A 25,236-nucleotide genomic window follows, 5' to 3' on the forward strand; every position below is an offset into this window, starting at 1 on the left:
TGCCGAGATGATCGGAGCCGCGCTCGTCGCGCTGATCGGACCGGCAACGAAAGCTTCGCCCGCATCGGTCTCGTCGACCGAGACCGAGCTGCCCAGCTGCACGTTCGTGACCGAGGGGCCATCATCGAAGAAGGTGACCGCATCGCCGACCTGGACAGTGCCCTCGTCGGTATCGCCGTCGTTGTCGGTGATCGTGACCGTGGCGGTGACGAGCCCTGCAAGGTCGAGCGTGTCGTTGTCGTCGGTCGGGATGGTGTGCTCGAGAGCGACGTTCTGCGTCACCTTGAGCGAGCCGTCAGCCAGGATCTCGACCGTGAAGGCCGTATCCGCACCGCCGTTGTAGGTACCGGTGATGACGGAGTCGCTGGTCTGTTCCAGCGTGATCGACAGGTCGCCGTCCGAAGTCTTGAGCGTGGTCGTGCCGTCACCGACGATGTCGATCGAGTAGACCGGATCGCCCGCGGCATCGTCGGCACCGAACATCAGCGTTGCCGAGATGATCGGAGCCGCGCTCGTCGCGCTGATCGGACCGGAGACGAAAGCTTCGCCCGCATCGGTCTCGTCGACCGAAACCGAGCTGCCCAGCTGTACGTTCGTGACCGAGGGAACGTCATCGACGATCGTCACGTCGAATTCGCCCGGCTGCGTATCGTTGTCGCTATCGGTAACCTGGAAGTCGATGCCGGCAATGATCGCGGTGTTTTCACTGTTGCCGGTGTCGGAATGATCGATCGCCTGCGAAAGCGTGACCGAATAGGTGTAGGTGATGTCACCCGCGTTGGGGCCAGCGACGAAGCTGTCCAGCGCGATGGTGATCACCGGCGTCGCGCCGCCATCTACGGTGCCGACGATGTCGCCGCCGACCAGCGAGAAATCGACCGGCTGACCATCCGACGAAATCGATCCGTCCAGCGAGTCGACGTTGATGAATTCGAAAGCAGCAGCCGGGTCTGCCGGAACGTCGGCGAAATAGCTGACGACGATCGTGCCGGTGGTGCTGGCCGATCCGGTCGAAGTCACTTCAAGCGGATCAGTCTGGCCCGAGTCCGGATTGGCGCCGGCAAGACCGTCTTCGTCAACGACAACGTCGTTGGCGACGATCGTCGGGGTCGAATCCGGTGCAAGGTTCAGAGTGACGACTGCGGTGGCCGTGTCGCCATCGGCATCGGTGATCTGGTAAGTGAAGCTGTCGGGGCCGACCTGGCCCGGAGTGGGCGTGTAGTTGAAGGTTCCGTCACCGTTGTAGGTGACCGTACCCTTGGAAGGATCGCTGATCACGATAAGGTCGGTTGCCAGATCAATGCCGTCTGTGCCTGCATCGTCATTCGCAAACACGTCGATGTTGAGGAGCGGCAAGTCTTCCATGACCTGGTAGACGCCGTCGTCGTTGGCGTACGGGCCGTCGTCTTCGATCTGGAAGGTGCCGTTGCCGATGTCGATGCTGGCCGTGGCGATATCGCCGTCATAGTCGGTGGCAGTCGCGGTGAGCGTCAGGGCGCCGTTCGCGACGATCAGCGAAGCGGTGTCGTCATCGCTCGTCGTGTCGCCGTGCTGTACGTTTTCCGACTGGGTGAAGGTCACGACACCCGTGTCGGCATCGACCGAGATGCGAACATATTCGGTGCCGCCTGACGTGCCGACGATATCGCCGCCGACGAGGTTCAGGACGATGGCGTCACCGTCGAGAGTGAACAGGCCCGATGCCACGTCGCTGCCGACGAGGCCGAGCGAATAGCTGACATCGCCCGGGACGTCGGCGCCGAAAGCCGTTGCGTTCGGGTCGGTGTCGCTGGGCTGGAAGCTGACCGAGAAGTCGACATCGACGCTGGCAACACCGGCAGGATCGAAGTCGCCGCCTTCATCGAGACCAGCGGGAGATTCGTCGAGGACCGCGACCGGAATGACGCCGGTTGCGACGATGCTCGGCAGGTCGTCGTTGAACTGGATGTTTCCGCCCAGATCGAAAGAGCTCGACGCGGATTCGCTGTCACCGTCGGCGTCGACGATGGTCGCGGAGTAGGTCGCCTGGACGAGTCCGTTGGCGAGAACCGCAAGGTCGCTGTCCGCCGCGTGGTCGATCGGAGCCGACTGCGTGAGGGTGAGTTCGCCGGTCGCCTTGTCCACGCTAATGGTGAAGACCGAGCCTTCACCGGTTGCGCCGGTGACCGTGACGGTCGATGCCGTTTCGCTCAGCGAAAGGGTGATCGGTTCGCCGCCGCTGGCAAGACCGGTCAGTGCGCTACTTTCTACAAGGAGCGAGAGGCCGAAGGTTTCGGTCAGCGAGCCGGGGCCGTCGGTGCCGAAGCTGGTGGCGGCAGTCGTGCTGAAGATGTCCGAGAGAGCAAAGCTGTCGGTGTTCGGATTGCCGTCGTCATCGGTCGTGGCGATATAGTTCGCCTCGCCGGTCGCCTGGGCGCCGATCTTCGGGCCGTCGTCTTCGATCTGGAAGGTGCCGCTGCCAAGATCGATGCTGGCCGAGGAGGTGTCCCCGTCCGCATCAGTGGCGGTTGCCGTCAGGGTCAGTCCGCCTTCGGCGACGAGCAGGGCGGCGGTATCGTCGTCGCTGGTCGTGTCGGCGTGCTGTACGTTTTCGGACTGCGTGAACGTGACGACGCCGGTGTCGGCGTCGACCGAGATGCGAACGTATTCGACGCCGTCAGCCGTACCGACGATATCGCCATCCACCAGGTTCAGAACGATCGGGCTGCCGTCGAGGGCAAGGAGGCCCGAGGCGACGTCAGAACCCGAGAGGTTCAGCGAGTAGCTGACGCTGCCCGGAACGTCGGCCCCGAAACCTTCGGCGTCGGTGTCCGCGTTGCTGAGGCTGAAATTGCCGGAATAGTCGACGCTGACGCTGGCGAGACCGGCGGGATCGAAATCGCCGCCTTCGTCGGCGCCAGCGGCGGATTCGTCGAGGATGGCGGCCGCGATGGCGGCATCGACGGTCGTAATGACCGGGCTGTCATCGTCGATCAGGATCGCGATTGCGCCGGTGGCTGCGTCGCCCTCGGCATCGGTGACGGTAACGGTCACCTGCAGGGTGGCGTCATCTTCCGGGCCTGCAACCGCGTGGGTCACGGGCTGAAGCAGAGTGAAGGTATAGGCACCGGTCGCCACGTCTGTGATTTCGAGCGTGAAGACCGTTTCGCCGGTCACCGAATCTTGGCCGGCAAGGGTGTGCGATGCCGCGTCCCAGACCGTTTCGACCGGATTGCCCGCGGCGGAAACGAGGCCCGTATCGGCCGAAGCCGCAAGGACGACGTCGCCCATGCCGTCGACGCCGAAAGCAAGACCATCGAGCGTGCCGGTCTGCACCGTGGCTTCGCCAGGCAGGTCGGACGCCGGGCCGCCGGCGAGACCGCCGAGGCCTTCTTCGTCGACCGCGATCGAAGCGGCCAGTTCGGAGATCGACGGGCCTTCGTCGGTCAGCGTGACGGTGAAGGTCGAGGGATTGCTGACGTCACCGTCGCCATCGAGGATGGTGTAGGTGAAAGTTTCGACGGCCGTTTCGCCCGGTGCGACATCAGTGCCCGAGGTATAGACGAGGTTGCCGTTCACGATCTGGATCGTGCCGCCAAGGTCGCCCGTGGCGATGGTGATCGCCGGGGAACCGGCGCCGTCCGCGCCGTATTCGTCATTGCCAAGCAGGCCTGCGACCGTACCGACGACCACGCCCGCGGCATTGTCGTCCAGCGTGGCGAGATTGCCGTCGTCGTTCGTGAACGGGCTGTCGTCGATGATGTCGATGCGGGCGGTACCGGTGTCGGAATCGCCGTCGGGATCGATGACCGTGATATCGAATTCGACGAAGGTGTCGTCGCCCAACGTATTGTCGTTCAGCGTGTAGGTGTAGGTGATCGAGCCGTTGACGATGTCGACGGCGTTGATGACCAGCGTGCCGTTGCCGATGGTATAACCCGATACGAACGGTTCCTGGATGACCAGTTCGCCGTCGACTATCTGGAAAACGTCCATGCCGTCGATCAGCAGGCGATCAGTGCCGTCGGGCGAAACATAAAGGATCGTGCCCGTCGTCGCTTCGTCGTCGGTCTGGTCCATCGTGCCCGGCGATTCGGGACGCTCTTCGGTGTTGCCCTGCAGGCCGTCTTCATCGACGATTGTGCCGTCGCCCGTTTCCGGGATGAAGGTGATTTCCGGGATTTCGTTGACGAGACCCGGGATGATTTCCTCGTCCTGCGGTTCGGGGAAGAACAGTTCGGTGTAGGGCAGCAGGTCGCCCAGCGCGTAGGCTGGATCGATCGGGTTCACCGGATCGGCGAAGTCGCCGCCCGAGCTCTGGCTGTCGCCGGCCGCGGGCTGAGGCTCTTCGGAAATCAGCAGGGCGGCAAGGTTCATCGGCGGGACGGTGACGCCGTCGATGACGATCTCGGGCACGTAGATCGCGCCGTTGATGACGACCATCTCGGTGCCGTCGGGCAGTTCGATGATGAGGTTGGCACCGTCGACCTTGATATCGTCGAGCGAGACGCCCGCGGGAAGGACAAGGACGTTTTCGCGGGCCGGGTCGGCGATCACGCGCTTCACCGCACTGCTGCCATTGAACACCGGAGTGGTCTCTGCCAGGCCGTTGGTTTCGTCAGCGCCGTTCGAGCCGTTCGACTGATAGTCCATTTCCATCGCCTCGTCACAACTGCGTCACGCCATGCGCGTGGACACAGAAAAAAGGTTCAGGCCGCCCGTTCGTCTGGACGGCCACTGCCTGTGGTTTCGTGAAGAGCCGAACAGGTGCCCCACATGGTTTCCTGTTCGCGAGGAGCTGACTGTGTCAGTAGCGATGCCCCCCGGCTGAGCTACTTCTTGAAAACGTTAAACAAGCCTTCTGCGTAATCTGTCTTAGGCCACTAGGATGCAATTGTTAAAGCAGATCGTTCAAGCGACCTGATTGCCATGACCCATAATGGGATAAGCGCCGGCCATTTGGCTGTGACCGCAATCACAGACACCTGAATCTAAAAGGTTTTGGAAAATATCGGTCGCTGCGCCCGAAAGGCCGGGAACTAAAAGCATGTTTAACATTCGCGGTTAATGAATCTTAACCTTTTTTCCGACTCGGCGAATCGGTCTTACGCAAAAGCAAAGACCGCCGCGTTCCTGCAGGAACGCGGCGGTCCTTTTTCCGTGAGGTTTGAGAGCGTTATCAGGCGTCTTCGGCGACCTTCGACTCTGCTGTCTGCAGCATCTCGATGAGGGCCTTGCTGAAGGCCGGGATGTCATCGGGATTTCGGCTGGTGATGAGGTTGCCGTCGATGACGCATTCCTCGTCAACGACATGGCCGCCCGCATTGCGCAGATCGGTGCGGACCGAAGGCCAGCTCGTGACCTTGCGGTCTTCGACAATGTCCGCCTCGACCAAAAGCCAGGGGGCGTGGCAAATCGCGGCGATTGGCTTGCCGGCCTCGTTGAACGAGCGGACGAGCGAGATCACGGTATCGTTCATGCGCAGGATGTCGGGGTTCATCTGACCGCCGGGCAGCAGCAGGGCATCGAAATCGTCCACGTCCGCATCTTCGACCGACATGTCGACCGAGACGGATTCGCCCCAGTCCTTCTTATCCCAGCCACGGATAGAGCCTTCTTCGGGGCTGGCGATCGTGGTGATCATTCCTGCGTCCTTGAGGTTCTGGCGGGGCTTGAGAAGTTCCGACTGTTCGAAACCGTTGGTGGCGACGATGAGGACCTTGCTGGTCATTGTATTCTCCGGGGGTTTGCGTTTGTGCATTTACCCTTATAATGCCCGGAAATCCTTGGCGTTCCGTGTCATGCGACGACCCGTAGCCAGCGTCCGCTCAGTCGCTTTCAGGACCCGTTTTTCGTTCGGAAGCCGTCGGCGATGCCGATGGCCTGAACCGGCGAAACAGCTTGAAACCGCCAAGGGCGACAAGGCCGAGCGGTATCAGGACCGTCAGCAGCACGATGGCAAAAGCCAGCATGTTGCCGAGGATGCCCGACACGCTGGACATCGCCTGCCTGACCGGGCTGGCGAAACTTCCCGTTTCGGGCATGCCGGATTCGTACGAGACGTTCACGCGGCTGAAGTCGACGCGTCCGCGCATTTCGGCAAGCCAGCTCTGCGCCTGGTCGATTTCCTCGTTCACCTGGGCGACGGCGCGCTCGGCCTCGACCAGTTCGGCAACGGTTCCGCGCCGCGTTGCCAGCACTTCGAGCAGGCGGTCGCGCAGGATCGTGCGTGCCTTGATCCGGGCCTCGGTATCCACGATCTGTTTCGACAGGTCCTCTCCGCTGATGGCGCTGGAAACCTGCGTTCCGCCTTCCTTGCCTGCAAGCTGGCCCAGCTTTGCCCCGAAAGCCCGTGCCTGCGGTGCGGCTACGGCCAGAGTCAGCGAGCCGGACGAATATTCGCCCTCCATGCCAGACTGGCGCATGTCGAGAATGCGGCAGGTGGCCGGTCCCTGCGTGTCGCACAAGTCGGCATGGGCCAGCTGGAGCGGGGCGATCCTGTCTGCGGGCAGGCGGAAACCGTAGCTGTAGACATAGGCTATTTTCGGAAGCGCGACGGCGATTTCCCCGCCGGTCGCGGCAGATGGCGGCGCTTCTGCGTCGGCAACGGCCTCTTCGGCGACGTCGATGGCGGTCATGCTCTCGGTGCCTTCGTGGACCGCCACGGGGCTACTGTCACACGATGCGAGCGCGAGTGCGAGGATGGGGAGTGCGAGAGCTGTCTGCCGCATTAAGGCCTCCTTTATGCCATATTTTCGCCTTATTCTGACCCTGATCCGACTTGAGCGCAAGTCGCCAGGTTCGCAGCGTAATGGTGGATCAATCGAAACCCGCCGTTTCCGCGGCCTTGCACCGCTGCTAGATCGGCAGGTCTGATGGCTGACGATCTGACTGACATGACCGAACCCGATCCCTTCGACAGGCTGATTGACGCGCCGTTCGACGCGGCGCTGTCCGAGCGTTACCTCGTCTATGCCTTGTCAACGATTACAGCACGTTCGCTGCCAGACCTGAGAGATGGTCTGAAGCCCGTACACAGGCGCCTGCTGTGGGCGATGCGGATGCTGAAGCTCGATCCGCAGTCGGGATTCAAGAAATCGGCCCGCGTCGTTGGCGACGTCATCGGCAAGTATCACCCGCACGGGGATGCTTCGGTCTATGACGCGATGGTCCGCCTCGCTCAGGATTTCGCGCTGCGGTATCCGCTGGTCGAAGGGCAGGGTAACTTCGGCAACATCGACGGCGATAACGCCGCTGCCTACCGTTATACCGAGGCGCGGCTGACCCGCACCGCCATCCTGCTTATGCAGGGGCTGGACGAAGGTACGGTCGATTTCGTCCCGACCTACAACGGGGAAGAGGAAGAGCCGGAGATTTTCCCCGGCCTGTTCCCGAACCTTCTCGCCAATGGTGCCAGTGGCATTGCGGTCGGCATGGCGACCTCGATCCCCAGCCACAATGCGGCCGAGATCATCGACGCAACGCTGAAACTGATCGACAACCCGAAGACCGAGCATGCGGAGTTGATGGAAGTCTTTCGCGGTCCCGACTTCGCGACCGGCGGGCTGGTCGTCGATAGCCCGGAAATCATCAGCCACGCCTACGAAACGGGTCGCGGATCGTTTCGCATGCGCGGGCGCTTCCACGCGGCGGAGGCGGAGAAGGACGAGGATCGCGAAGCCGGGATCGAACGGCTGGGCGGCGGGCAGTGGCAGCTGGTCCTATCCGAAATCCCCTATCAGGTTCAGAAGGGCAAGCTGATCGAGCAGATCGCCAACCTGATCGGCGATCGCAAGTTGCCCATCCTTGAAGACGTGCGCGATGAAAGTGACGAGCAGATACGCATCGTGCTCGTCCCCAAGAGCCGCAATGTCGATCCTGACCTGCTGAAGGAAAGCCTTTACAAGCTCACCGACCTGGAAAGCCGGTTCTCGCTCAACATGAATGTCCTCGACGCCAGCCGCACGCCGGTTGTGATGGGGCTGGGCGAAGTGCTGCGCCACTGGATCGTGTCGCAGATCGATATCCTGGTGCGGCGTTCGCGCTATCGCCTGGAACAGATCGCAAAGCGGCTCGAATTGGTCGAAGGCTACATCATCGCCTTCCTCAACCTCGACCGGGTGATCGAGATCATCCGCAACGAGGACGAGCCCAAGCCGATCATGATGGCCGAATTCGGCCTGACCGACCGGCAGACCGAGGCGATCCTCAACATGCGTCTGCGCAGCTTGCGCAAGCTTGAGGAAATGCAGCTTCGCAAGGAGCGCGACGAGCTTCTGGCCGAGCGGGACGAGCTGGAAAAGCTGATCGAGAGCCCCGGCCGTCAGCGCACCCGGTTGAAGCGCGATCTCAATGCCTTGCGCAAGGAATATGCCGAGACGACCGCGCTGGGCCGTCGGCGCACGACCATTGCCGAGGCAGAGCCCACGGTCGAATTCTCGATGGATGCCATGATCGAGAAGGAGCCGGTGACGGTCATCCTGTCCCAGCGCGGCTGGATTCGCGGGATGAAGGGGCACGTCGACCTTGGCCCCGACGGGATCGGGAGCGAGTTCAAGTTCAAGGAAGGCGACGGCCCGGCCTATGCGCTGCACGCGCAGACGACCGACAAGCTGCTGATCGCCAGCGGGGATGGGCGTTTCTACACCCTGGGCTGCGACAAGTTGCCCGGCGGGCGCGGGTTTGGCGAACCACTACGCACCTCGCTCGACATCGACCCCAATGCGCCCATCGTCGGGCTTATCCTGCACCGTCCCAAGGGCCAGATCCTGCTGGCCAACAGCGCCGGGCGCGGTTTTGCGGCGGGGATGGACGAACTGCTCGCCGAAACGCGCAAGGGCAGGGCGGTCGTGAACCTGAAGCCGGGCGTGACGTTGAAAGTCGTGCGCGAGATACCGGCGGATCACGATCACGTCGCCGTAGTGGGCGAAAACCGCAAGCTGGTGATGTTCAGCCTCGAGGAACTGCCGGTCATGACGCGCGGGCAGGGGGTTCAGCTGCAACGTTACCGCGATGGCGGCATGTCGGATGCCACGACGCTCAAGCTGGAAGAGGGCCTGTCTTGGAAGATGGGCGGCGATAGCGGACGTACGCGAACGGAAAGCGACATGTGGCAGTGGCGCGTCGCGCGCGGGGCCGCAGGTCGTCTTCCACCGCAGGGTTTTCCCCGCGACAACACGTTCGACTAGGCGCGCTTACTCGTCAGGTGTGAGCGAGGCCTTGAACGCTTCGAGGTTCGGCTCACGCCCGAGGAAATCGCGTACCAGTTCGATCGCAGGCTTCGAACCGCCGGGTTCGAGGATCAGTTTGCGATACCGCTGTGCCGTCGCCTTGTCGTTCAGGCCGTTCTTCTCGAACACGCTGAACAGATCCAGTGCCAGGGTTTCCGACCAGTTGTAGGTATAAACGGTCGCGGAATAGCCTGTTAGGTGGCCGAACGAGTCCTGGTACTGCGAGAAATCGGCCACGCCGATCGGGTTGTATTCCGCTCGCAACGCCCTTGATGCGGCACCCAGGTCGTCCGGTGCGGGTCCGCGGTGCAGACCCAGCGAGAGATTCGCCGCACTGAGCAGCACGAGGTTGTTGACCGCCCGGTTGAAGTAGTTCGACCGGCGCATCTTCTCGAACATGTCGCGGGGCATCACGTTGCCGTCCACGTCCATCGCGAAAGTCGTCAGCGTGTCGTAGTCTTCCAGCCACAGCGGCATGATCATCGACGGCGCTTCGACGAAGTCGCGTTCGGTCGCGGTGCCGGATTGTGCGGCCCACTTCTGGTGACCGCCCAGGATGTGATGCATCAGGTGCCCGAATTCGTGGACCATCGTTTCGACAGGCGCCGGGTCCATAAGGCCGTCCGGCAAGTTCATCACGAGAGCTGCGGTCGGTATCGAGCGGCCGCCGGAGAGCCCATGCCGCAACGGCATCATGGCGCCGTGGCTGAACTTGCCCTGTCGGGGATGCGGGTCGATGAAGAACCGTCCGATCAGGGCGCCGTGGTCATAGACTTCATAGGGTTCGACATCTTCGTGCCAAACCTCGATATCCCATGGCCGAATGTCGATGTCGTACATGCTCTCGGCCAGCGCGATCGTCGCGTTGCGGACATTGTCGTAGGAGAAGTATTTCCGCGCCTCCTTCGCATCGAATCCGAAATCGCGCTCCTTCACCAAGGTGTTGGCAAAGGCGTAATTCCATGGTTCCAGCGATTTAGCGTCGGGATGTGTTTCGCGCCAAACCTCCATCGAGCGGGCCACGTCGCTTTCGGCGACCGGAGACGCAGCGGCGTACAGTTCCTCCATGAACGTTTCGACTTTTTCAGTCGTGTTCAACATCATGTCTTCCAACACGAACGCGGCGTAGTCTGGCTGGCCGAGAAGCACCGCATATTCGTGACGCTTGTCCAGCAGTTCGGAAAGAACCGGATCGTTCTGGGGGTAGGCGCGTGTCGAGTTCGCCTCGGCGAGGCGCCTGCGAAGGTCGAGATTGGTGGCAAACGCCATCACCGGGCTGAGATCGGTATAGTCGGTGCTGATCTCCACCAACCCGTCATCGCCGACCGGGTGGGAGGCGATGAAATCTTCGGGCAGGCCGTCCAGGTCTTCGGGACGGGCCCTGATAACCTTGCGGCTGTCGGAGATATTGCGCCGAAATCGCGTTTCCAGTTCGCCGATTTGCGATTTCAGCTCCTGAACTTTCGCGCGTTCTTTTTCCGGCAAGGCAAGACCGCTACGCTCCATCCATGCCAGGTTGCGGGAGAGATATTGTCGCGTGGCAGGGTCTGCATCAGTGGTATCGATTGATTTCAGGCGTCTGTAGATCGGCTCCGAGATCAAGACTCTTCCGCTAAGATCCTTCGTCCGGTTCTGACAGGCGGATCCGGCATCCCGCAGTTCGGCGGTCTGCGCAAAGTGCTGGTAATTCGACGTCCCGTACAGCGCGCTGATCAGGTAGGAGATTTCGTCGAACCGGCGAAGCGTCGTGTCGACCGTCGCAGGGCCGGTCTCGGCCACGATCTCGGCCTCGATCCGCTTGATTTCGCCAATCAGCCGGTCGCACTGGTCCGTAACCGACTGCGCGCTGGCGGGGGCGGGGTCGAACTCGCCCGCGAATTGCCACGCCGGTTCCCGTGCTGCAGCGGTGGTGGAAATTGCGACAAGGCTTGCGCCCAGTAGTGTGCTGCGAACCCAGGATGTCATGGTAATCCCCCCAATGGACATTACGGCAGGCTATGACCTGTTCGTTTGGGGGGCAAGAAAAAGGGGCGCCACAACGGACGCCCCTTTCAAAAATCGATTTGGGATCGATCAAAGCTGGCCGAGCATATGCTCCGCGCTCGACACTTCGAACTGACCCGCTTCTTCGACGTTCAGTTCGACGACTTTGCCGTCATCGACGACTGCCGACCAGCGCGAGCCGCGCTGACCCAGGCCAAAGCCCGAACCGTCCATGGTCAGGCCCAGGGCCTGTGCCATGTCGCCATTGCCGTCGGCGAGCATCGTGATGCTTTCCGAACCGTCGCGTTCCTTCCATGCCTGCATGACGAAAGGATCGTTGACCGCGGTGCAGGCGATCTCGTCGATGCCCTTGCTCTTCAGGTCGTCGGCCTTTTCGACGAAGCCCGGAAGGTGCTTGGCCGAACAGGTCGGGGTGAAGGCACCCGGGACCGAGAAAAGCGCGACCTTCTTGCCAGCGAAATATTCGCCCGACTGGACCTTTTCCGGCCCTTCGCTGGTGGCTTTCACCAACGTCACGTCGGGAATCGTGTCTCCCACCTTGATCGTCATTCGTAATCCTTTCGATGCGTGTTGTGCGCGCGGGTTCACATAGGTTCCGCATTCGCCGCCACAAGGTGCGATCCGCCCAAGTCTGGTTAATTTCCTTTTACCGCCCGCCTTTAACTTTCGGTAAAAGGTTTGGCCGATGATGCTTCCCATAGAGACCAGACAATCTGAATTGGGATTTCACGGGGAGCATCGGACATGGGGAAACTGGGTAAAGCGATCGGTGCCGTTGCTTCGGCTGCCGTTCTGGCGACGGCGATGCCGGCACAGGCGGGCGGTTATGCCGATGCCGAAAAACTGCGCAAACTGGACATCATGCTGATGGTTACGGCCCTGCGCTGCCGCCACGGCGCGGATAATTTCCAGCGCGACTATGAAAAGTTCGCGGTGAAGCACAACGTCGCACTGCAGGGCGCGGCACGGTCGCTTCAGTCGTCCTATCGCGGCAAATACGGCGCGAAGGGCGCCAAGCGCCAGCTCGACAAGATCAGCGTCAGCATGGCCAACGTATACGGCCAGGGTCACCCCTGGCTCGAATGTGCGGAACTCAAGCAAGTGACCAACGGTCTTGCCGCACACCGTGACAGCAGCCAGCTCCTGGTGGCTGCTGACGAGTTGCTTGCAACCAGCCGGCCCGCACAATTTGCCATGAAGCGTTGAGCGCGGACGGCAAGGTCACGGATCGGACAGGATCGTCCACGCACGGGACGGCGGTCACCAAGGGGAACGGGGTGACCGCGGACAGGGCCGCGAGGCGGATATAAAGTTTTCTTTATATTTGCCCTCTGGACGGAGAGCGGGTAGAGGCCTCGGCAACGCCGGGCTTCTGCCCGCTTTTCGTTTTTATGGCCCGTCAAAGGGCCGCAGCCAAGCTCAGGAGTTGCCCGTGGCCACTGCCGCCGTCGAGAACGACTACGTCATCGCCGATATTTCCCTTGCCGATTTCGGGCGCAAGGAAATCGCCATCGCCGAAACCGAAATGCCGGGCCTGATGGCCCTGCGCGAGGAATATGGTGAAGCCAAGCCGCTGGCCGGTGCGCGCATCACCGGATCGCTGCACATGACGATCCAGACCGCGGTTCTGATCGAAACGCTGGTCGCGCTGGGCGCCGAAGTGCGCTGGGCGACCTGCAACATCTTCTCCACGCAGGATCACGCCGCCGCGGCAATCGCCGCGCAGGGCATTCCCGTCTTCGCGATCAAGGGCGAAAGCCTTGCCGATTACTGGGACTACGTCGGCCGCATCTTCGACTGGGGCGCCAGCGACGGTAGCGGCGAGACCGCCAACATGATCCTCGACGATGGCGGCGATGCCACCATGTTCGCGCTTTGGGGTGCGCGTCTGGACGCGGGCGAGAAGATGCCCGATCCCGAAAACGCCGAAGAGATCGAGATGCAGCGCGCGCTCAAGGCGTTCGTGGCCAAGCACCCCGGTTACCTGATGAAGTCGGTTGCCAACATCCGCGGCGTTTCGGAAGAAACCACGACGGGCGTCCATCGCCTCTACCACATCGCCAAGGGCGGCAAGCTGCCTTTCCCGGCGATCAATGTGAACGATTCGGTCACCAAGTCGAAGTTCGACAACCTCTATGGTTGCAAGGAATCGCTGGTCGACGCGATCCGCCGCGCGACCGACGTGATGCTGGCCGGCAAGGTCGCCTGCGTCGCCGGGTTCGGCGATGTCGGCAAGGGCAGCGCGGATTCGCTTCGCAACGGCGGCGCGCGCGTCATGGTGACGGAAATCGACCCGATCTGCGCGCTTCAGGCCGCGATGGAAGGCTACGAAGTTGTCACGATGGAAGAAGCGGTCGAACGCTGCGACATCTTCGTGACCGCCACCGGCAACGAAGGCGTGATCACCGGCGAACACATGAAGTCGATGAAGAACATGGCCATCGTGTGCAACATCGGCCACTTCGACAGCGAGATCCAGATTTCGGCGCTCGACAACTACGACTGGAACGAAGTGAAGCCGGGTACCGACCTGGTCACGCTTCCCGATGGCAAGCAGATCATCATCCTGGCCAAGGGCCGCCTAGTGAACCTGGGTTGTGCCACCGGTCACCCCAGCTTCGTCATGTCGTCCAGCTTCACCAACCAGGTGCTGGCCCAGATCGAGCTTTACACCAAGGCCGACGAGTACAAGAACGAGGTCTATGTCCTGCCCAAGCACCTCGACGAAAAGGTCGCGGCGCTGCACCTTGAAAAGCTGGGTGTGAAGCTGACGACGCTGTCGCAGCGTCAGGCGGATTACATCGGCGTGCCGGTCGAAGGGCCGTTCAAGCCGGACCATTACCGCTACTGATCGAAAATGCCGCGCGGACGGACGCAACTTTTCCCAACTCTATCGGGCGGGGCAGTTGTTTTCGTCCGCGCCAGCGAATAGCCAAGCCCGATGGGAAACTGGTGGGGCGCAGACTCGATCACGATCGGCATACCTGCACTGGTATTGCTTGGGTTGATCATGGCTTGCTGGACGGCTGCGGCCGTCTGGACATTGCTCATGGCGCGCCGCCGGCACGGCTCGTCCCGCAAGACCCGCATCCAGATGCTGCGCATGAGTCGCATGATGGAAGAAGCGCCCGCGCTTCCGCTCATCGTCCGGGCCGATGGCAAGCTTGAAGGCAGCGAGCGGCTGGCGACCTGGTTCGGGCTCGAAGAGGTGCCCAAGAACCTCGACGGTCTTGCCCGTGAAGGCGCACGCGGTGTCGGTCCCGCAGAACTCGAAAAGCTGAAACAGAACGTACAGCGCACGCTGTCTTCGGCCGCCCCGTTCAGGATGATGCTTCATCCGACGGGAGAGGGTCATGCCCTCTCGGTCAGCGGCCACCTTGCCGATCCGCAAATGGCACGCGGCGGTGCGGTCGTCATCTGGGTCATCGACGCCAGCGACAGCGCCGCTGAAATCACCCGGCTGACCGAGGCGCTGGAAAAGGCGCTGGCCGATTTCTCGGCGCTGGTCGGCCTGATCGAGGCGGCGCCCGTGCCGATGTGGTTCCGCGGGGCCGATGCGCGCCTGCGGCTGGTCAACAGCGCCTATGTCTCTGCCGTCGGCGGCGAAAGTGCCGAAGAGGTCGTGGGCAACAACATCGAACTGGTCGAACCGGTCGAAGGGCTCAGCGCGTCCGAAGTCGCGGTGCAGGCAAAGGAAAGCGGCCGCGCGATCCAGCGCAACGTCATGGTCACGATCGAAGGGGAACGGCGCGCCTACAAGGTCAGCGATCTTCCCGTGGGCAGCGAAGGCATCGCCGGATACGCCATCGACGTCGAGGATCTCGAACAGCTCAGCCGCGAATACCGCGCGTTCCGCGCCGCGCAGCGCGCCTTGCTGGACCAGATGTCTTCGGGCGTGGCGCAGTTCGACGCGGCTCGCAACCTGATCTTCGTCAACCTGCCGATGCAGCGCATCTTCCGCCTGCCGCCTACGATCGGGCAGGAAGCGACACCTTTGAACGAGGTGTTCGAGATCATGCGCGATGCAGGACGCTTGCCCGAGGTCCGGGATTTCCCGGCCTGGCGGCGCGAGAAGGAGGCGTGGTTCACCGCGAACGACGTGAAGGACGAGGAATGGGTCCTTCCCGATGGAACGCACTTGCGTATCGTGGCCCAGCCGATGCCCGACGGCGGGTTGATGATGATCGTCGAGGACCGCACCGAGCAGCTTCAGCTGGCCAGCGCCCGCGACACACTCTTGCGGGTCCGCACGGCGACGCAGGACAGCCTGTTCGAAGGTCTTGTCGTGCTCGCCCCCGATGGCCGCCTGCAATTGTGGAACCGTCGTTTCGCTGCCGAGTGGGGGCTGAGCGAGGAGTTCCTTGGCACGCACCCCCATATCGATGCCTTGCTGGAGGCGCTGACGCCGCAGCTGGCGACGGGGGGCGATGCCCGCCGCATCGGCATGGTCATCGAGGCCGCGACCCTGCGCCGCGAACAGTCGGGCGGGCGCGTCAGCCTGGCCGACGGGCGCACCTTGGCGCTGATGGGCGTGCCGTTGCCCGACGGGAACGGCATGTTGACCAGCCTCGACATCACCGACAGCCAGAAGGCCGAGGCCGCCCTGATGGAGCGTAACCAGGCCCTGGTCGAGGCGGACGCGGTGAAGACCCGCTTCCTTGCGAACATGAGCTATGAATTCCGCACCCCGCTGACTTCCATCACCGGCTTTGCCGAAATGCTGCGCGATGGCGTGGCCGGAGAGCTTTCGGAAACCGGCAGCGAATACGTGGCGGCCATCCTCGATTCGACGGCGCGTCTTTCCGACCAGATCGAATCCGTGCTCGACCTGACGCAGAGCGAGGCGGGGCTTTTGCCGCTGACGCGCGAAGTGGTGGAACTCATGCCGCTGGTCACGCGCGTCGTCCATGATCGGGCGGCCTTGATCGAGGGGGCGGGTATCACGCTCAACTTGCGCGGCGATCGCAGTTCGGGAACGGTGCACGGCGATGCGCGCAGGCTTGCCCGCGCGATCGGCAACGTCCTTGACAACGCCATCGCGTCGAGCGGACCCGGCGGGCGGGTCAACGTCGACCTCAAGCGCCGCCGCGACGGGGCCCAGGTCGTGATCCACCACGTGCCGGGCGCGGAAGGGCCGGAGGCGGAAATGGCGCGGCAGAACGCCGGGCTTGGCCTGCCGCTCGCTCGCGAGCTGATCGAGGCGCATGACGGCGCTCTTGAATTCGTGCAGCACGCACGGTCGGGCGTGACCGCGACGATCAGGCTGCCATGACGGCAAAGAAGACTTGTCCGCTGCCCAATGCGGCGGCGACCGAACGGCTGGGGAGGCGCATTGCCGGGCACTTGCGCGCCGGCGACGTGGTCGCGCTTTCGGGCGGGCTGGGTGCAGGCAAGACCACGCTGGCCCGCGCAATCATCGCGTCGCTTGGCCATGAAGGCGAAGTGCCGTCGCCCACTTTCGCGATCATTCAGACTTATGAACCGCCCGCCGTCAGCCTGCCGCTCGTCCATGCCGATTTCTACCGGCTGGAAGATCCATCCGAGGTCGAAGAGCTGGGCCTCGACGATTATCGCCGTGACGGGGCGTTGATCGCGGAATGGCCCGAACATGCCGGCGGTTTCGCGCATGAACGCGCCTGTCTTTCGATCCGGCTCGAAACGGCGGATGAAGGACGCTTGGCGATTGTCGAGGCAGGGCCGGATTGGTTAGAGCGGATGCCATGACCGAGCCAGCCAGCATTCCGAATCCGTCAAATTCAGTGCCGCCCCATGCGCGGGAATTTATTGCCCGCGCCGGATGGGGTTCGGCTGCGATCGAACCGCTGGCGGGCGATGCCTCGTTCCGCCGCTACTTTCGCATCAATCGCGATGGCGAGAGCGCGATGCTGATGGACGCGCCGCCCCCGAACGAGGATCCGCGCCCGTTCTTGAGCGCGGCACACTACCTGCTGGACCACGGCTTCCGTGCGCCCAGGGTGCTGGCCGAAGATGCCGACATGGGGTTGGTCCTGCTGGAAGATTTCGGCCACCGCCGGATGCGCGATCATCTCGATGTCGCCCCCGATGACGAAACGGCGATCTACCGTGATGCGGTGACGGTTCTGTCGAAGCTGCACCGCGTGCCGGCCGGCCCGTTCCGGCCCTACGACCTAAACGAATACCTGCGCGAGGCGAAGCTGTTCACCGAATGGTTCTGCGTGGCTCACAATCTTGCGGTCGACGACGACGGTTACGAGGCGGCATGGCGTGAGGTTCTGGGCCCGCTTCTGGATAATCAGGGGGACGGCGTGACCGTCCTTCGCGATTACCACGCCGAGAATATCATGCTGCTCGATGACGATGACGGCTTTGAGGCCTTCGGTCAGGGTCTGCTGGATTTCCAGGACGCGCTCGTCGGCCACCCGGCCTACGATCTCGTATCGCTGCTGCAGGATGCGCGGCGCGACGTCGATCCGTCGTTGGAGAGCGAAATGCTCGACCACTATCTTGCCGACATCGGCGACCGAGAGGGCTTCCTTGCCGATTACGCACGGCTGGGCGCACAGCGCAACGCCAAGGTCGTGGGCATATTCGTGCGGCTGTCGCAGCGCGACGGTAAGGACCGTTATCTCGACCTGATCCCGCGCGTCTGGGAGGCGATGGAACGCGATCTGGCGCATCCCGCGCTGGGCCCGGTTGCACGCTGGCTGGACGCCAACATTCCCGGCGAACTGCGCGCCGCGCGCGGGTTTACCGGCGCATGAGCGATCATGCGAAACTGGGGCAGGAACCTCTCGCCTCCGACGTGGCGATGGTCATGGCCGCAGGGCTGGGAAAGCGGATGCGACCGCTGACGGTCAGCCGCCCGAAGCCGATGGTGAAAGTCGTCGGCAAGCCGCTGATCGATCATGCGCTCGACAAACTGTCCGCGGCCGGTGTCGGGCAGGCCGTCGTCAACGTGCATTACCTCGCCGATGCGATCGAGGCGCACATGAAACTGCGCAGCGCTCCGCAAGTCACGATTTCAGACGAGCGTGAGCAATTGCTGGAAACCGGGGGCGGACTGGTCAAGGCGCAGGACCTTCTGGGCGACACGTTCTTCTGTCTCAATTCCGACGCCATGTGGCTTGACGGTCCCCGCGACGTGTTCCGCCAGCTGTCGGTAAGCTGGGACGCGGAAAAGATGGACGCGCTGCTCCTGCTCGTGCCGCATCAGCGTGCGCACAATTATCGCGGGAAGGGCGATTTCCATCTCGACGCACTCGGCCGCGTATCACGTCGGAAATCGGGCCGGGTCGCGCCTTTCGTGTTCAGCGGTATTCAGCTGTGTTCCTCTCGCCTGCTGCGCGATCCGCCTGAACAGGCGAAGTTCAGCACCAACCATTTCTGGTCCCGCGCGATCGAGGAAGGCCGCCTTTACGGCACGATCCACATGGGAGAGTGGATAGAGATCGGCCAGCCCGAACATATCGCCCCGGCCGAGGAGCTGTTCACGCGTGTCTGACGGCACGCGGCTCTCCCTCTATTCGATCGCTGCGCACCGCGGTTTCGCCGATGCGCTGGTGGCTGGCCTGATCCCGCGTTATCGCGAAGACCGCTTTGGCCTTGCCCGGCTGACGCTGCTTTTGCCCAGCCGCCGCGCGATCCGCACCGTGACCGAGGCTTTCGTGCGGCTTTCGGGCGAAGGCCTGCTGTTGCCGCGCATGGCGGTGATCGGCGATATCGACCTCGACGAAACGCTGGGGCCCTTGCTCGATCCGATCGGCGAAGGCGCGGCCATTCCGCCCGCCGCGGACCCGACACGGCGCTGGCTGGCACTGGCCTCGATGTTGCGGCAGGCGATGGAGGCCGAAGGGCTGACCGTGCCGGGCCGCGCCGCGCTGCTGCGGCAGGCCCGCGAAATCGCGCGTACGATGGACCGCTTGCTGGTCGAGGATATCGACCCCGACGAGCTGATGGGCGAACGCGTCATCGGCATTGTCGGCGACCTGTCGAAGCATTGGGAGCGCAACTTGCGCCTCTTCATGATCGTGCAGCGCATGTGGCTGGCAGAGCTCAATTCGCGCGGCGAGATCGACGCACCGGCGCGGCGCAATGCCCTGTTCGAACACGTGTCCCGAAGGTGGAGCGTGGTGCCACCGGCGCATCCTGTCGTTGCGGCGGGCATTACCAGCGCCAGCCCCGCCATCGCGCGGCTGCTGCGCACGATCGCGGGGTTTGCCGATGGGGCCGTGATCCTGCCCGATCTGGACCTGACGCTGGACGACGAGGTGTGGAACGCGCTGGGCAGTGCGGGTCATTCGGACAATCCCGACGACCCGCCGCTGTCGCCGGGCGATGCCGTGACCCACCCGCAATACCACCTGAAGCTGCTACTGAACCGTATGGGCGTGAATCGTGGAGAGGTTCGTCCATGGCACAGGCGGGGCCTTGGGGCCGCGCCTCCGGAGCGCAGCAAGGCGATTTCGAACCTGTTCCTGCCGCCGGAACAATCGGCCACGTGGGTCGATCTGCCTGCGAACAGGCGGCGTCTTGCCGGTGTCCGCATCATGGAAACCGCGCATCCGGAGGAAGAGGCGCAGGCCATCGCCGTCCTGATCCGCGAGGCCCTCGAACAGCCGGAGCGACGTATCGCGCTGGTCACGCCGGATCGCGGTCTTGCCGGACGCGTCATCTCGCATCTTGCCCGCTGGAACGTGATCGCGGACGATTCCGCCGGCCATCCGCTGCCCCAGACGGTGGCGGGGCGATTGTTCCTGCACCTGGCCGACGTGATGGGCACGCGCGCTGCCCCGATCCCGTTGCTGTCTGCCCTGTCGCACCCGCTTGCGGGGGCGAGCGGGAACGAGGAGAGGCGGCTCTGGCTGGCCAATGTCCGCAAGTTCGATCTGGCCTTGCGCGGGCCGCGACTGGACGCGGGGCTGGAGCCGCTTGGGCGTGCGGTGATGGAACGTGCGCACAGGCGCGATGACGCCGCGTTGGCGCAATGGTGGCAGGACGCGGCGGACATGCTTGCCCCGCTGACGCAGATGGGAGAGGCCGAGAGCGTCGATCTGGCCGAAGTGCTCGACTGCCTTGTCGTGACCGCCGAAAAGCTTTGCGGAACGCGCATCTGGGGCGAGCCGGACGGCCGTATGCTGGCCTCTTTCGTGGAAGACTTGCGCGAGGCGGCACGGGCAGAGCCGACGACGCTCGACCCGGCGGAGATACCCGCCATCCTGCGCGATGCGATGGATCAGCAATCGGTGCGTCCGCCGTGGGGCGGGCATCCGCGTATCGCGATCTACGGCTTGATCGAGGCGCGGATGAGCCGGGCCGATCTCGTCATCTGTGGCGGGCTTACCGAAGGGTCCTGGCCTGCTTCTGCCTCATCGGACCCGCTTGTCGCGCCCGCCGTTCTGCGCGGTCTGGGCGTTCCGGGCGGCGATTTCCGTATCGGACTTGCCGCACACGACCTTGCCGCCGCGCTGGGCGCGCCCGAAGTCGTGCTCAGCCATGCGTCCCGCGATGTCGGCGGGCCGGTGATCGCCAGCCGGTTCGTGCTGCGCGTGAAGGCGATGTTGGGCGAACAGTTCGAAAGCCACCGGGAGCTTGAGGCCGTGAAGCTGGCCCGCGCACTGGACGACACCGAACCGGCACCACCCTATCCGCGCCCCGCACCCCGGCCCGACGCCGAACAGCGCAAGGTCGCGATCAGCGCCACCGCGCTCGACCGGCTGCGGTCGGACCCTTACCAGTTCTACGCCAGCCACATCCTGCGGCTGCGCGCGCTGGACGCGATCGACGAGGAACCGACCCCGGCGTGGAAGGGCACGGTCGTGCACGACATCCTGCAGAAATGGCACGAACGCCACGACTGTGCACCCGGCACGCTTGCGCCGCTGGCTCTGGAGGAGTTGGGCAGGCTTTCGGGCCATCCCTTCATGCGCGGGCTGTGGCAGCCGCGCCTTCTGGCGGGTCTGGAATGGGTCGAGCAGGAGCAGGCGGCCCTTGTCGAAGCGGGGCGCGAGGTTTTGCTGGTCGAGCAATCGGGCGCGATGACTTTCAATGGCGTCAAGGTCACGGCCAAGGCCGACCGTATCGACCGCCTGCCCGACGGGACGCTGGCGATCATCGACTACAAGACCGGCAAGCCGCCCAGCGCGTCGATGGTGGAACAGGGGTTCGCGCTGCAATTGGGGACAACAGGCCTGATCGCGGAGAACGACGGTTTCGATCGCGTCAGGGGAACGCCGACGCACTTCGAATACTGGTCGCTTTCGCGTGGCAAGGAAGGGTTCGGATATCGCGAAGAACCGATCCCCGAAGGCCGCCGCAAATCGGGCATCCCGCGTGAGGATTTCCTCTACGAAAGCGCGCGTTATCTGGGTGAGGCGATCGATGCGTGGATCACGGGTGACGAACCTTTTACCGCGCGGCTCAACCCCGATCTGGGCGGCTACAACGACTATGACCAGCTGATGCGGCTGGACGAATGGCAGGGCCGGGGCGAACTCGGCACGAAGGACACGGCGGGATGAGCGCGAAGGTCTATCCGCTTCAGGACCGGCAGGCCGATGCCGTCGATCCGCGCGATACCGTCTGGCTTTCGGCCAGCGCGGGAACCGGCAAGACGCAGGTGCTGTCCGCCCGTGTGCTGCGCCTCCTGCTACAGGCCGAGGTCGAGCCTTCGCAGATCCTGTGCCTCACCTTCACCAAGGCCGGCGCTGCGGAAATGGCGACGCGCGTCAATGACGTGCTGGCCAGCTGGGTGCGCGCCGACGACACGGCGCTGGCGCACGATTTGCGGGCCATCGGCGCAGATTTCGGACCCGAAGACATTGCCCGGGCACGCACGCGGTTCGCCGCCGTGCTCGACTGTCCGGGCGGGGGGCTGAGGATCGAGACGATCCACGCTTTCTCGCAGTGGCTGCTCTCCGCCTTCCCGCTGGAGGCCGGGCTGGTCCCCGGCACTCGGCCGATGGAAGATCGCGACCGAGAGCTGCTTTTGCGCGAGACCCTGTCCGACCTCCTGCTCGATGCCGAGGCAAGCGGCGACGAGGCGCTGACCGATGCGCTTGCCATGCTGTCCCTGCGCACCGACCAGTCGGGTATCGAGCGGTTCCTGATGGCTTGCGCCGATGCGCGGACCGCATGGCATGGGCCGGGTGCGTGGCAGCCGCCCCTGTTGCCCCGCGTGCATCGCCTGCTGGGTCTGTCAGCAGACCACGATGCCGATGCGGTTACTGCGCTGTGTGAAGACGCCGCTTTCGATGTCGCGTCGCTGCGTCAGTGTCTTGCCGCGCAGCAGGAATGGGGCACCAAGACCGCGAACGAATTCTGCGACGTGGTCGGGGCATGGCTGGCCAGCGATGCGGAAGGCAGGCTGGCGATGCTCGATGCGCTCCGCAGTGTCGTCTTCACGCAGAAGGGCGATGTCAAATCGCTGAAATCCGTCATGAAGTTTCTGCCCGACTATGCCGAATATGCAGGCCGCGTAGGCGAATGCCTTGCCGAGGTAGAACGGCTGCGCAACCTTGGCGAGCTGGCCCGCTGGCTTGCCCCGGCTTTGACGCTGGGGCGTGCTTTCGCGCTGCGCTGGGCAGAGGCGAAGACCCGCGAAGGGCTGGTCGATTTCGATGACCAGATCCACGAGGCGGCGCGCCTCCTCAAACGGTCCGACATGGCGGACTGGATCCGCTACAAGCTCGACCGCAGGTTCGACCACATCCTGATCGACGAGGCGCAGGACACCAATGCCGCGCAGTGGGATGTCATCGACGCGCTGACCGAGGAATTCTTCGCGGGCGAAGGGGCGAGGGGCGATCGTTCGCGCACGCTTTTCGTAGTGGGCGATTACAAGCAGGCGATTTTCCGGTTTCAGGGCACCAGCCCGGAAAACTTCGAGGCCGCGAAGATGCGCGTGAAGAACCGTATCGACGCGGTTCGCGAAAATTTCGCCCAGCTGCGCGGTGACGGTCAGGTCCGCCCCTTGCGTGAATATGGGTTGGGCCGCAGTTACCGGACCGCACAGCCCGTGCTGGATTTCGTCGATGCCGCGATCAAGTCGATCGGCCCTGAGAACCTGGGCCTGAAGGACGAGCCGGAGCGTCATGTCGGCGAGGAACGGCCGGGGCAGGTCGTGCTGTGGCGCGCCGTGGGCGTCGATGCGGGGGATGAGGGCGACGAGCCTGAGGACGAACATTCCTGGCTGTCGCGTCCCGACCGCAAGGTCGCCGAAGGCATCGCGGAACAGGTTCGGACCTGGCTCAGGACCGGCTATCCGCTCGCCAAGGGCGGGGCGCGCAACGCGCAGGCCGGCGATATCATGATCCTGGTGCGCAAGCGCAAGGAACTGGCTGGCCTCATCGTCGCGCGGCTTCATGCCAAGGGCGTGCCCGTTGCGGGCGTGGACCGGCTTCGCCTTGGCGCGCCGCTGGCCGTGCGCGACCTGATGGCCGCGATCCGCTTTGCCGCGCAGCCCGCGGACGATCTTGCGCTGGCGTGCCTGCTGACATCTCCGCTTGTCGGGTGGAGCCAGGAGGACCTGCTGGCCCATGGCTATCGCGAAGGGAAGGCGACCTTGTGGGATCACCTTCGCAAGGCAACCGAAGAGACCCCGCGCCGTGCCGTCGCCATGTTGCTGGACCTGTTGCAACGCGCCGATTTCACGCCGCCACAGGCTTTGCTGCACTGGATGCTGGTCGGCCCGTGGCAGGGGCGCAAGCGTCTTGTCGCGCGGTTGGGCAAGGAAGCGAACGACCCGATCGACGAGCTTTTGAACGCCGCGCTGGCCTTTTCGGCGAGCAACGTGCCCAGCCTTGCCGCTTTCATCCGCTGGTTCGATGCCGGTGATGGCGAATTGAAGCGCGAGGCCGAGCAGCAGGGCGGGTTGGTCCGCGTGATGACCGTCCACGGATCGAAGGGGTTGCAGGCCCCGATCGTGATCCTTGCCGATGCCGCCGACGATCCGGACATGTCGCCGCCGCGCACGCTGGAACTGGAAGAGCCGGGCGATGCCGCGCTGGGCTTTGCGACCCGCGCCCTGCCGCTGCCGGGGCTGCGCAAGGAAGAGAAACTGGGCCGGATTGCCGAGGCGCAGGACGCGGCGAAACAAGCCGAGGACGAAGAGCACTGGCGCTTGCTCTACGTCGCAATGACGCGGGCCGAAGAAGCGTTGTTCGTGGCAGGCGCCTTGTCGACCCGGCGCAAGGAATTGCCGGCCAAGAGCTGGTACGCCGCGCTTGAGCCCCTGTTCGAGGATGACTGGGCCGAAAACCCGGTCTGGGGCGCGTCAAAACATTGGGGCGTGGAGGCGGAGGCGCAGCCCGGCATGCCGAAGGGCGCGGCGCAGTCGATGCTGCCGCTGGTGCCCGCTTGGTTGACCAGGAACGCGGGTGACGAACCGCGTCCGCCAAGGCCGCTTGCCCCGTCGTCTCTGGGCGAACACGAAGCGCCCGATCCGCCGCGTCCGCCGGGTACGGGCATTGACGCTGCGCGTCGCGGCGTGCTGATCCACCGCCTGCTCGAAAGATTGCCCGAGCTGGCACCCGATGCGCGGGGCGCTGCGGCAAAGAAGTGGTTGTCGCGGCAGGGAAAGGACCTTTCCGAAGAAGTTCGGCAAGAGATGGTCGGGGCCGCGCTGACGGCATTGTCGGACCCTCGGTTCGCCGACGTTTTCGGCCCCGATGCCCTTGCCGAGGTTCCGGTCGCGGCGGTTGTCGGCGGGCAGGTCGTCGCAGGGACGATCGACCGGCTATGTCTGCCCGATGGGGACGCGCCGATCCGCATCGTCGATTTCAAGACCGCCCGCCGTCCGCCCGACACGCTTTCGGACGTTCCGGCCGCCTATATCCGCCAGATGGCGGCCTATGCCTGCGCGTTGGAGACGATCCATCCGGGGCGGCGGATAGAGGCGGCCTTGCTCTATACCCATGCCCCGCGGCTGTTCCTTTTGCCAAACAGCCTGCTCGACCCGGAAAAGGCACGGTTACGCGGGGGTTAGAAATCCTTGGCCCAATCGCGGATTGCGCTTGGCCGCATGCCACCTATCTTGGGGGCAAGA

14 protein-coding genes are annotated in these 25,236 nt (G+C 63.9%); 9 read left to right on the forward strand and 5 right to left on the reverse strand.

The window, feature by feature from the left end; translation table 11 throughout:
- The 3 genes from FAX90_RS00005 to FAX90_RS00015 all read right to left on the reverse strand — a co-directional run.
- The coding region (locus tag FAX90_RS00005) for a DUF5801 repeats-in-toxin domain-containing protein (RefSeq protein WP_144094397.1) at positions 1 to 4,632 on the reverse strand (4,632 nt) is incomplete at its 3' end.
- A 526-nt stretch (positions 4,633 to 5,158) separates the two neighbouring features.
- Positions 5,159 to 5,710, reverse strand: coding sequence for a type 1 glutamine amidotransferase domain-containing protein (locus tag FAX90_RS00010; RefSeq protein ID WP_144094398.1), 552 nt, complete (start codon positions 5,708 to 5,710; stop codon positions 5,159 to 5,161).
- 97 nt (positions 5,711 to 5,807) lie between these two features.
- The gene (locus FAX90_RS00015) at positions 5,808 to 6,710 is read right to left on the reverse strand and encodes a DUF4349 domain-containing protein (protein ID WP_144094399.1); all 903 of its coding nucleotides are present in this window, start codon (positions 6,708 to 6,710) and stop codon (positions 5,808 to 5,810) included.
- A 144-nt stretch (positions 6,711 to 6,854) separates the two neighbouring features.
- Between FAX90_RS00015 and parC the strand changes: the two genes are divergently transcribed.
- Positions 6,855 to 9,167, forward strand: coding sequence for a DNA topoisomerase IV subunit A (parC, locus tag FAX90_RS00020; protein WP_240704636.1), 2,313 nt, complete (start codon positions 6,855 to 6,857; stop codon positions 9,165 to 9,167).
- A gap of 6 nt (positions 9,168 to 9,173) precedes the next feature.
- Here the strand turns inward: parC and FAX90_RS00025 are convergent, their stop codons facing one another.
- Complete coding sequence (locus tag FAX90_RS00025) at positions 9,174 to 11,174, reverse strand: M3 family metallopeptidase (RefSeq protein ID WP_170234800.1); 2,001 nt, start codon at positions 11,172 to 11,174, stop codon at positions 9,174 to 9,176.
- A 108-nt stretch (positions 11,175 to 11,282) separates the two neighbouring features.
- Complete coding sequence (locus FAX90_RS00030) at positions 11,283 to 11,762, reverse strand: peroxiredoxin (protein ID WP_144094401.1); 480 nt, start codon at positions 11,760 to 11,762, stop codon at positions 11,283 to 11,285.
- 195 nt (positions 11,763 to 11,957) lie between these two features.
- Between FAX90_RS00030 and FAX90_RS00035 the strand changes: the two genes are divergently transcribed.
- The 8 genes from FAX90_RS00035 (at position 11,958) to addA (ending at position 25,176) form a co-directional block, all read left to right on the forward strand.
- A complete protein-coding gene (locus tag FAX90_RS00035; RefSeq protein WP_144094402.1) occupies positions 11,958 to 12,419 on the forward strand; it encodes an S-adenosyl-L-homocysteine hydrolase in 462 nt (153 codons plus the stop codon).
- Between the two features lie 226 nt (positions 12,420 to 12,645).
- Positions 12,646 to 14,064, forward strand: coding sequence for an adenosylhomocysteinase (gene ahcY, locus FAX90_RS00040; RefSeq protein WP_144094403.1), 1,419 nt, complete (start codon positions 12,646 to 12,648; stop codon positions 14,062 to 14,064).
- A 159-nt stretch (positions 14,065 to 14,223) separates the two neighbouring features.
- On the forward strand, positions 14,224 to 16,485 hold the full coding sequence (locus FAX90_RS00045) for a PAS domain-containing sensor histidine kinase (protein WP_240704637.1): 2,262 nt from the start codon (positions 14,224 to 14,226) through the stop codon (positions 16,483 to 16,485).
- Complete coding sequence (gene tsaE / locus FAX90_RS00050) at positions 16,482 to 16,937, forward strand: tRNA (adenosine(37)-N6)-threonylcarbamoyltransferase complex ATPase subunit type 1 TsaE (protein WP_144094407.1); 456 nt, start codon at positions 16,482 to 16,484, stop codon at positions 16,935 to 16,937. The genes FAX90_RS00045 and tsaE overlap by 4 nt, the downstream gene beginning before the upstream one ends.
- On the forward strand, positions 16,934 to 17,956 hold the full coding sequence (locus FAX90_RS00055; RefSeq protein WP_144094409.1) for an aminoglycoside phosphotransferase family protein: 1,023 nt from the start codon (positions 16,934 to 16,936) through the stop codon (positions 17,954 to 17,956). The genes tsaE and FAX90_RS00055 overlap by 4 nt, the downstream gene beginning before the upstream one ends.
- Positions 17,953 to 18,696, forward strand: coding sequence for a nucleotidyltransferase family protein (locus tag FAX90_RS00060; protein ID WP_205700595.1), 744 nt, complete (start codon positions 17,953 to 17,955; stop codon positions 18,694 to 18,696). The genes FAX90_RS00055 and FAX90_RS00060 overlap by 4 nt, the downstream gene beginning before the upstream one ends.
- Positions 18,689 to 21,712, forward strand: a complete 3,024-nt coding sequence (gene addB / locus FAX90_RS00065; protein WP_144094411.1) for a double-strand break repair protein AddB — start codon at positions 18,689 to 18,691, stop codon at positions 21,710 to 21,712. Before FAX90_RS00060 ends, addB begins: the two co-directional genes overlap by 8 nt.
- Positions 21,709 to 25,176 (forward strand): double-strand break repair helicase AddA, encoded by a 3,468-nt coding sequence (gene addA / locus FAX90_RS00070; protein ID WP_144094413.1) that lies wholly within the window; start codon positions 21,709 to 21,711, stop codon positions 25,174 to 25,176. The genes addB and addA overlap by 4 nt, the downstream gene beginning before the upstream one ends.
- Positions 25,177 to 25,236: the final 60 nt, after the last annotated feature.

This window comes from Croceicoccus sediminis, from assembly GCF_007570835.1.
GTDB classification, from domain to species: Bacteria; Pseudomonadota; Alphaproteobacteria; order Sphingomonadales; family Sphingomonadaceae; genus Croceicoccus; species Croceicoccus sediminis.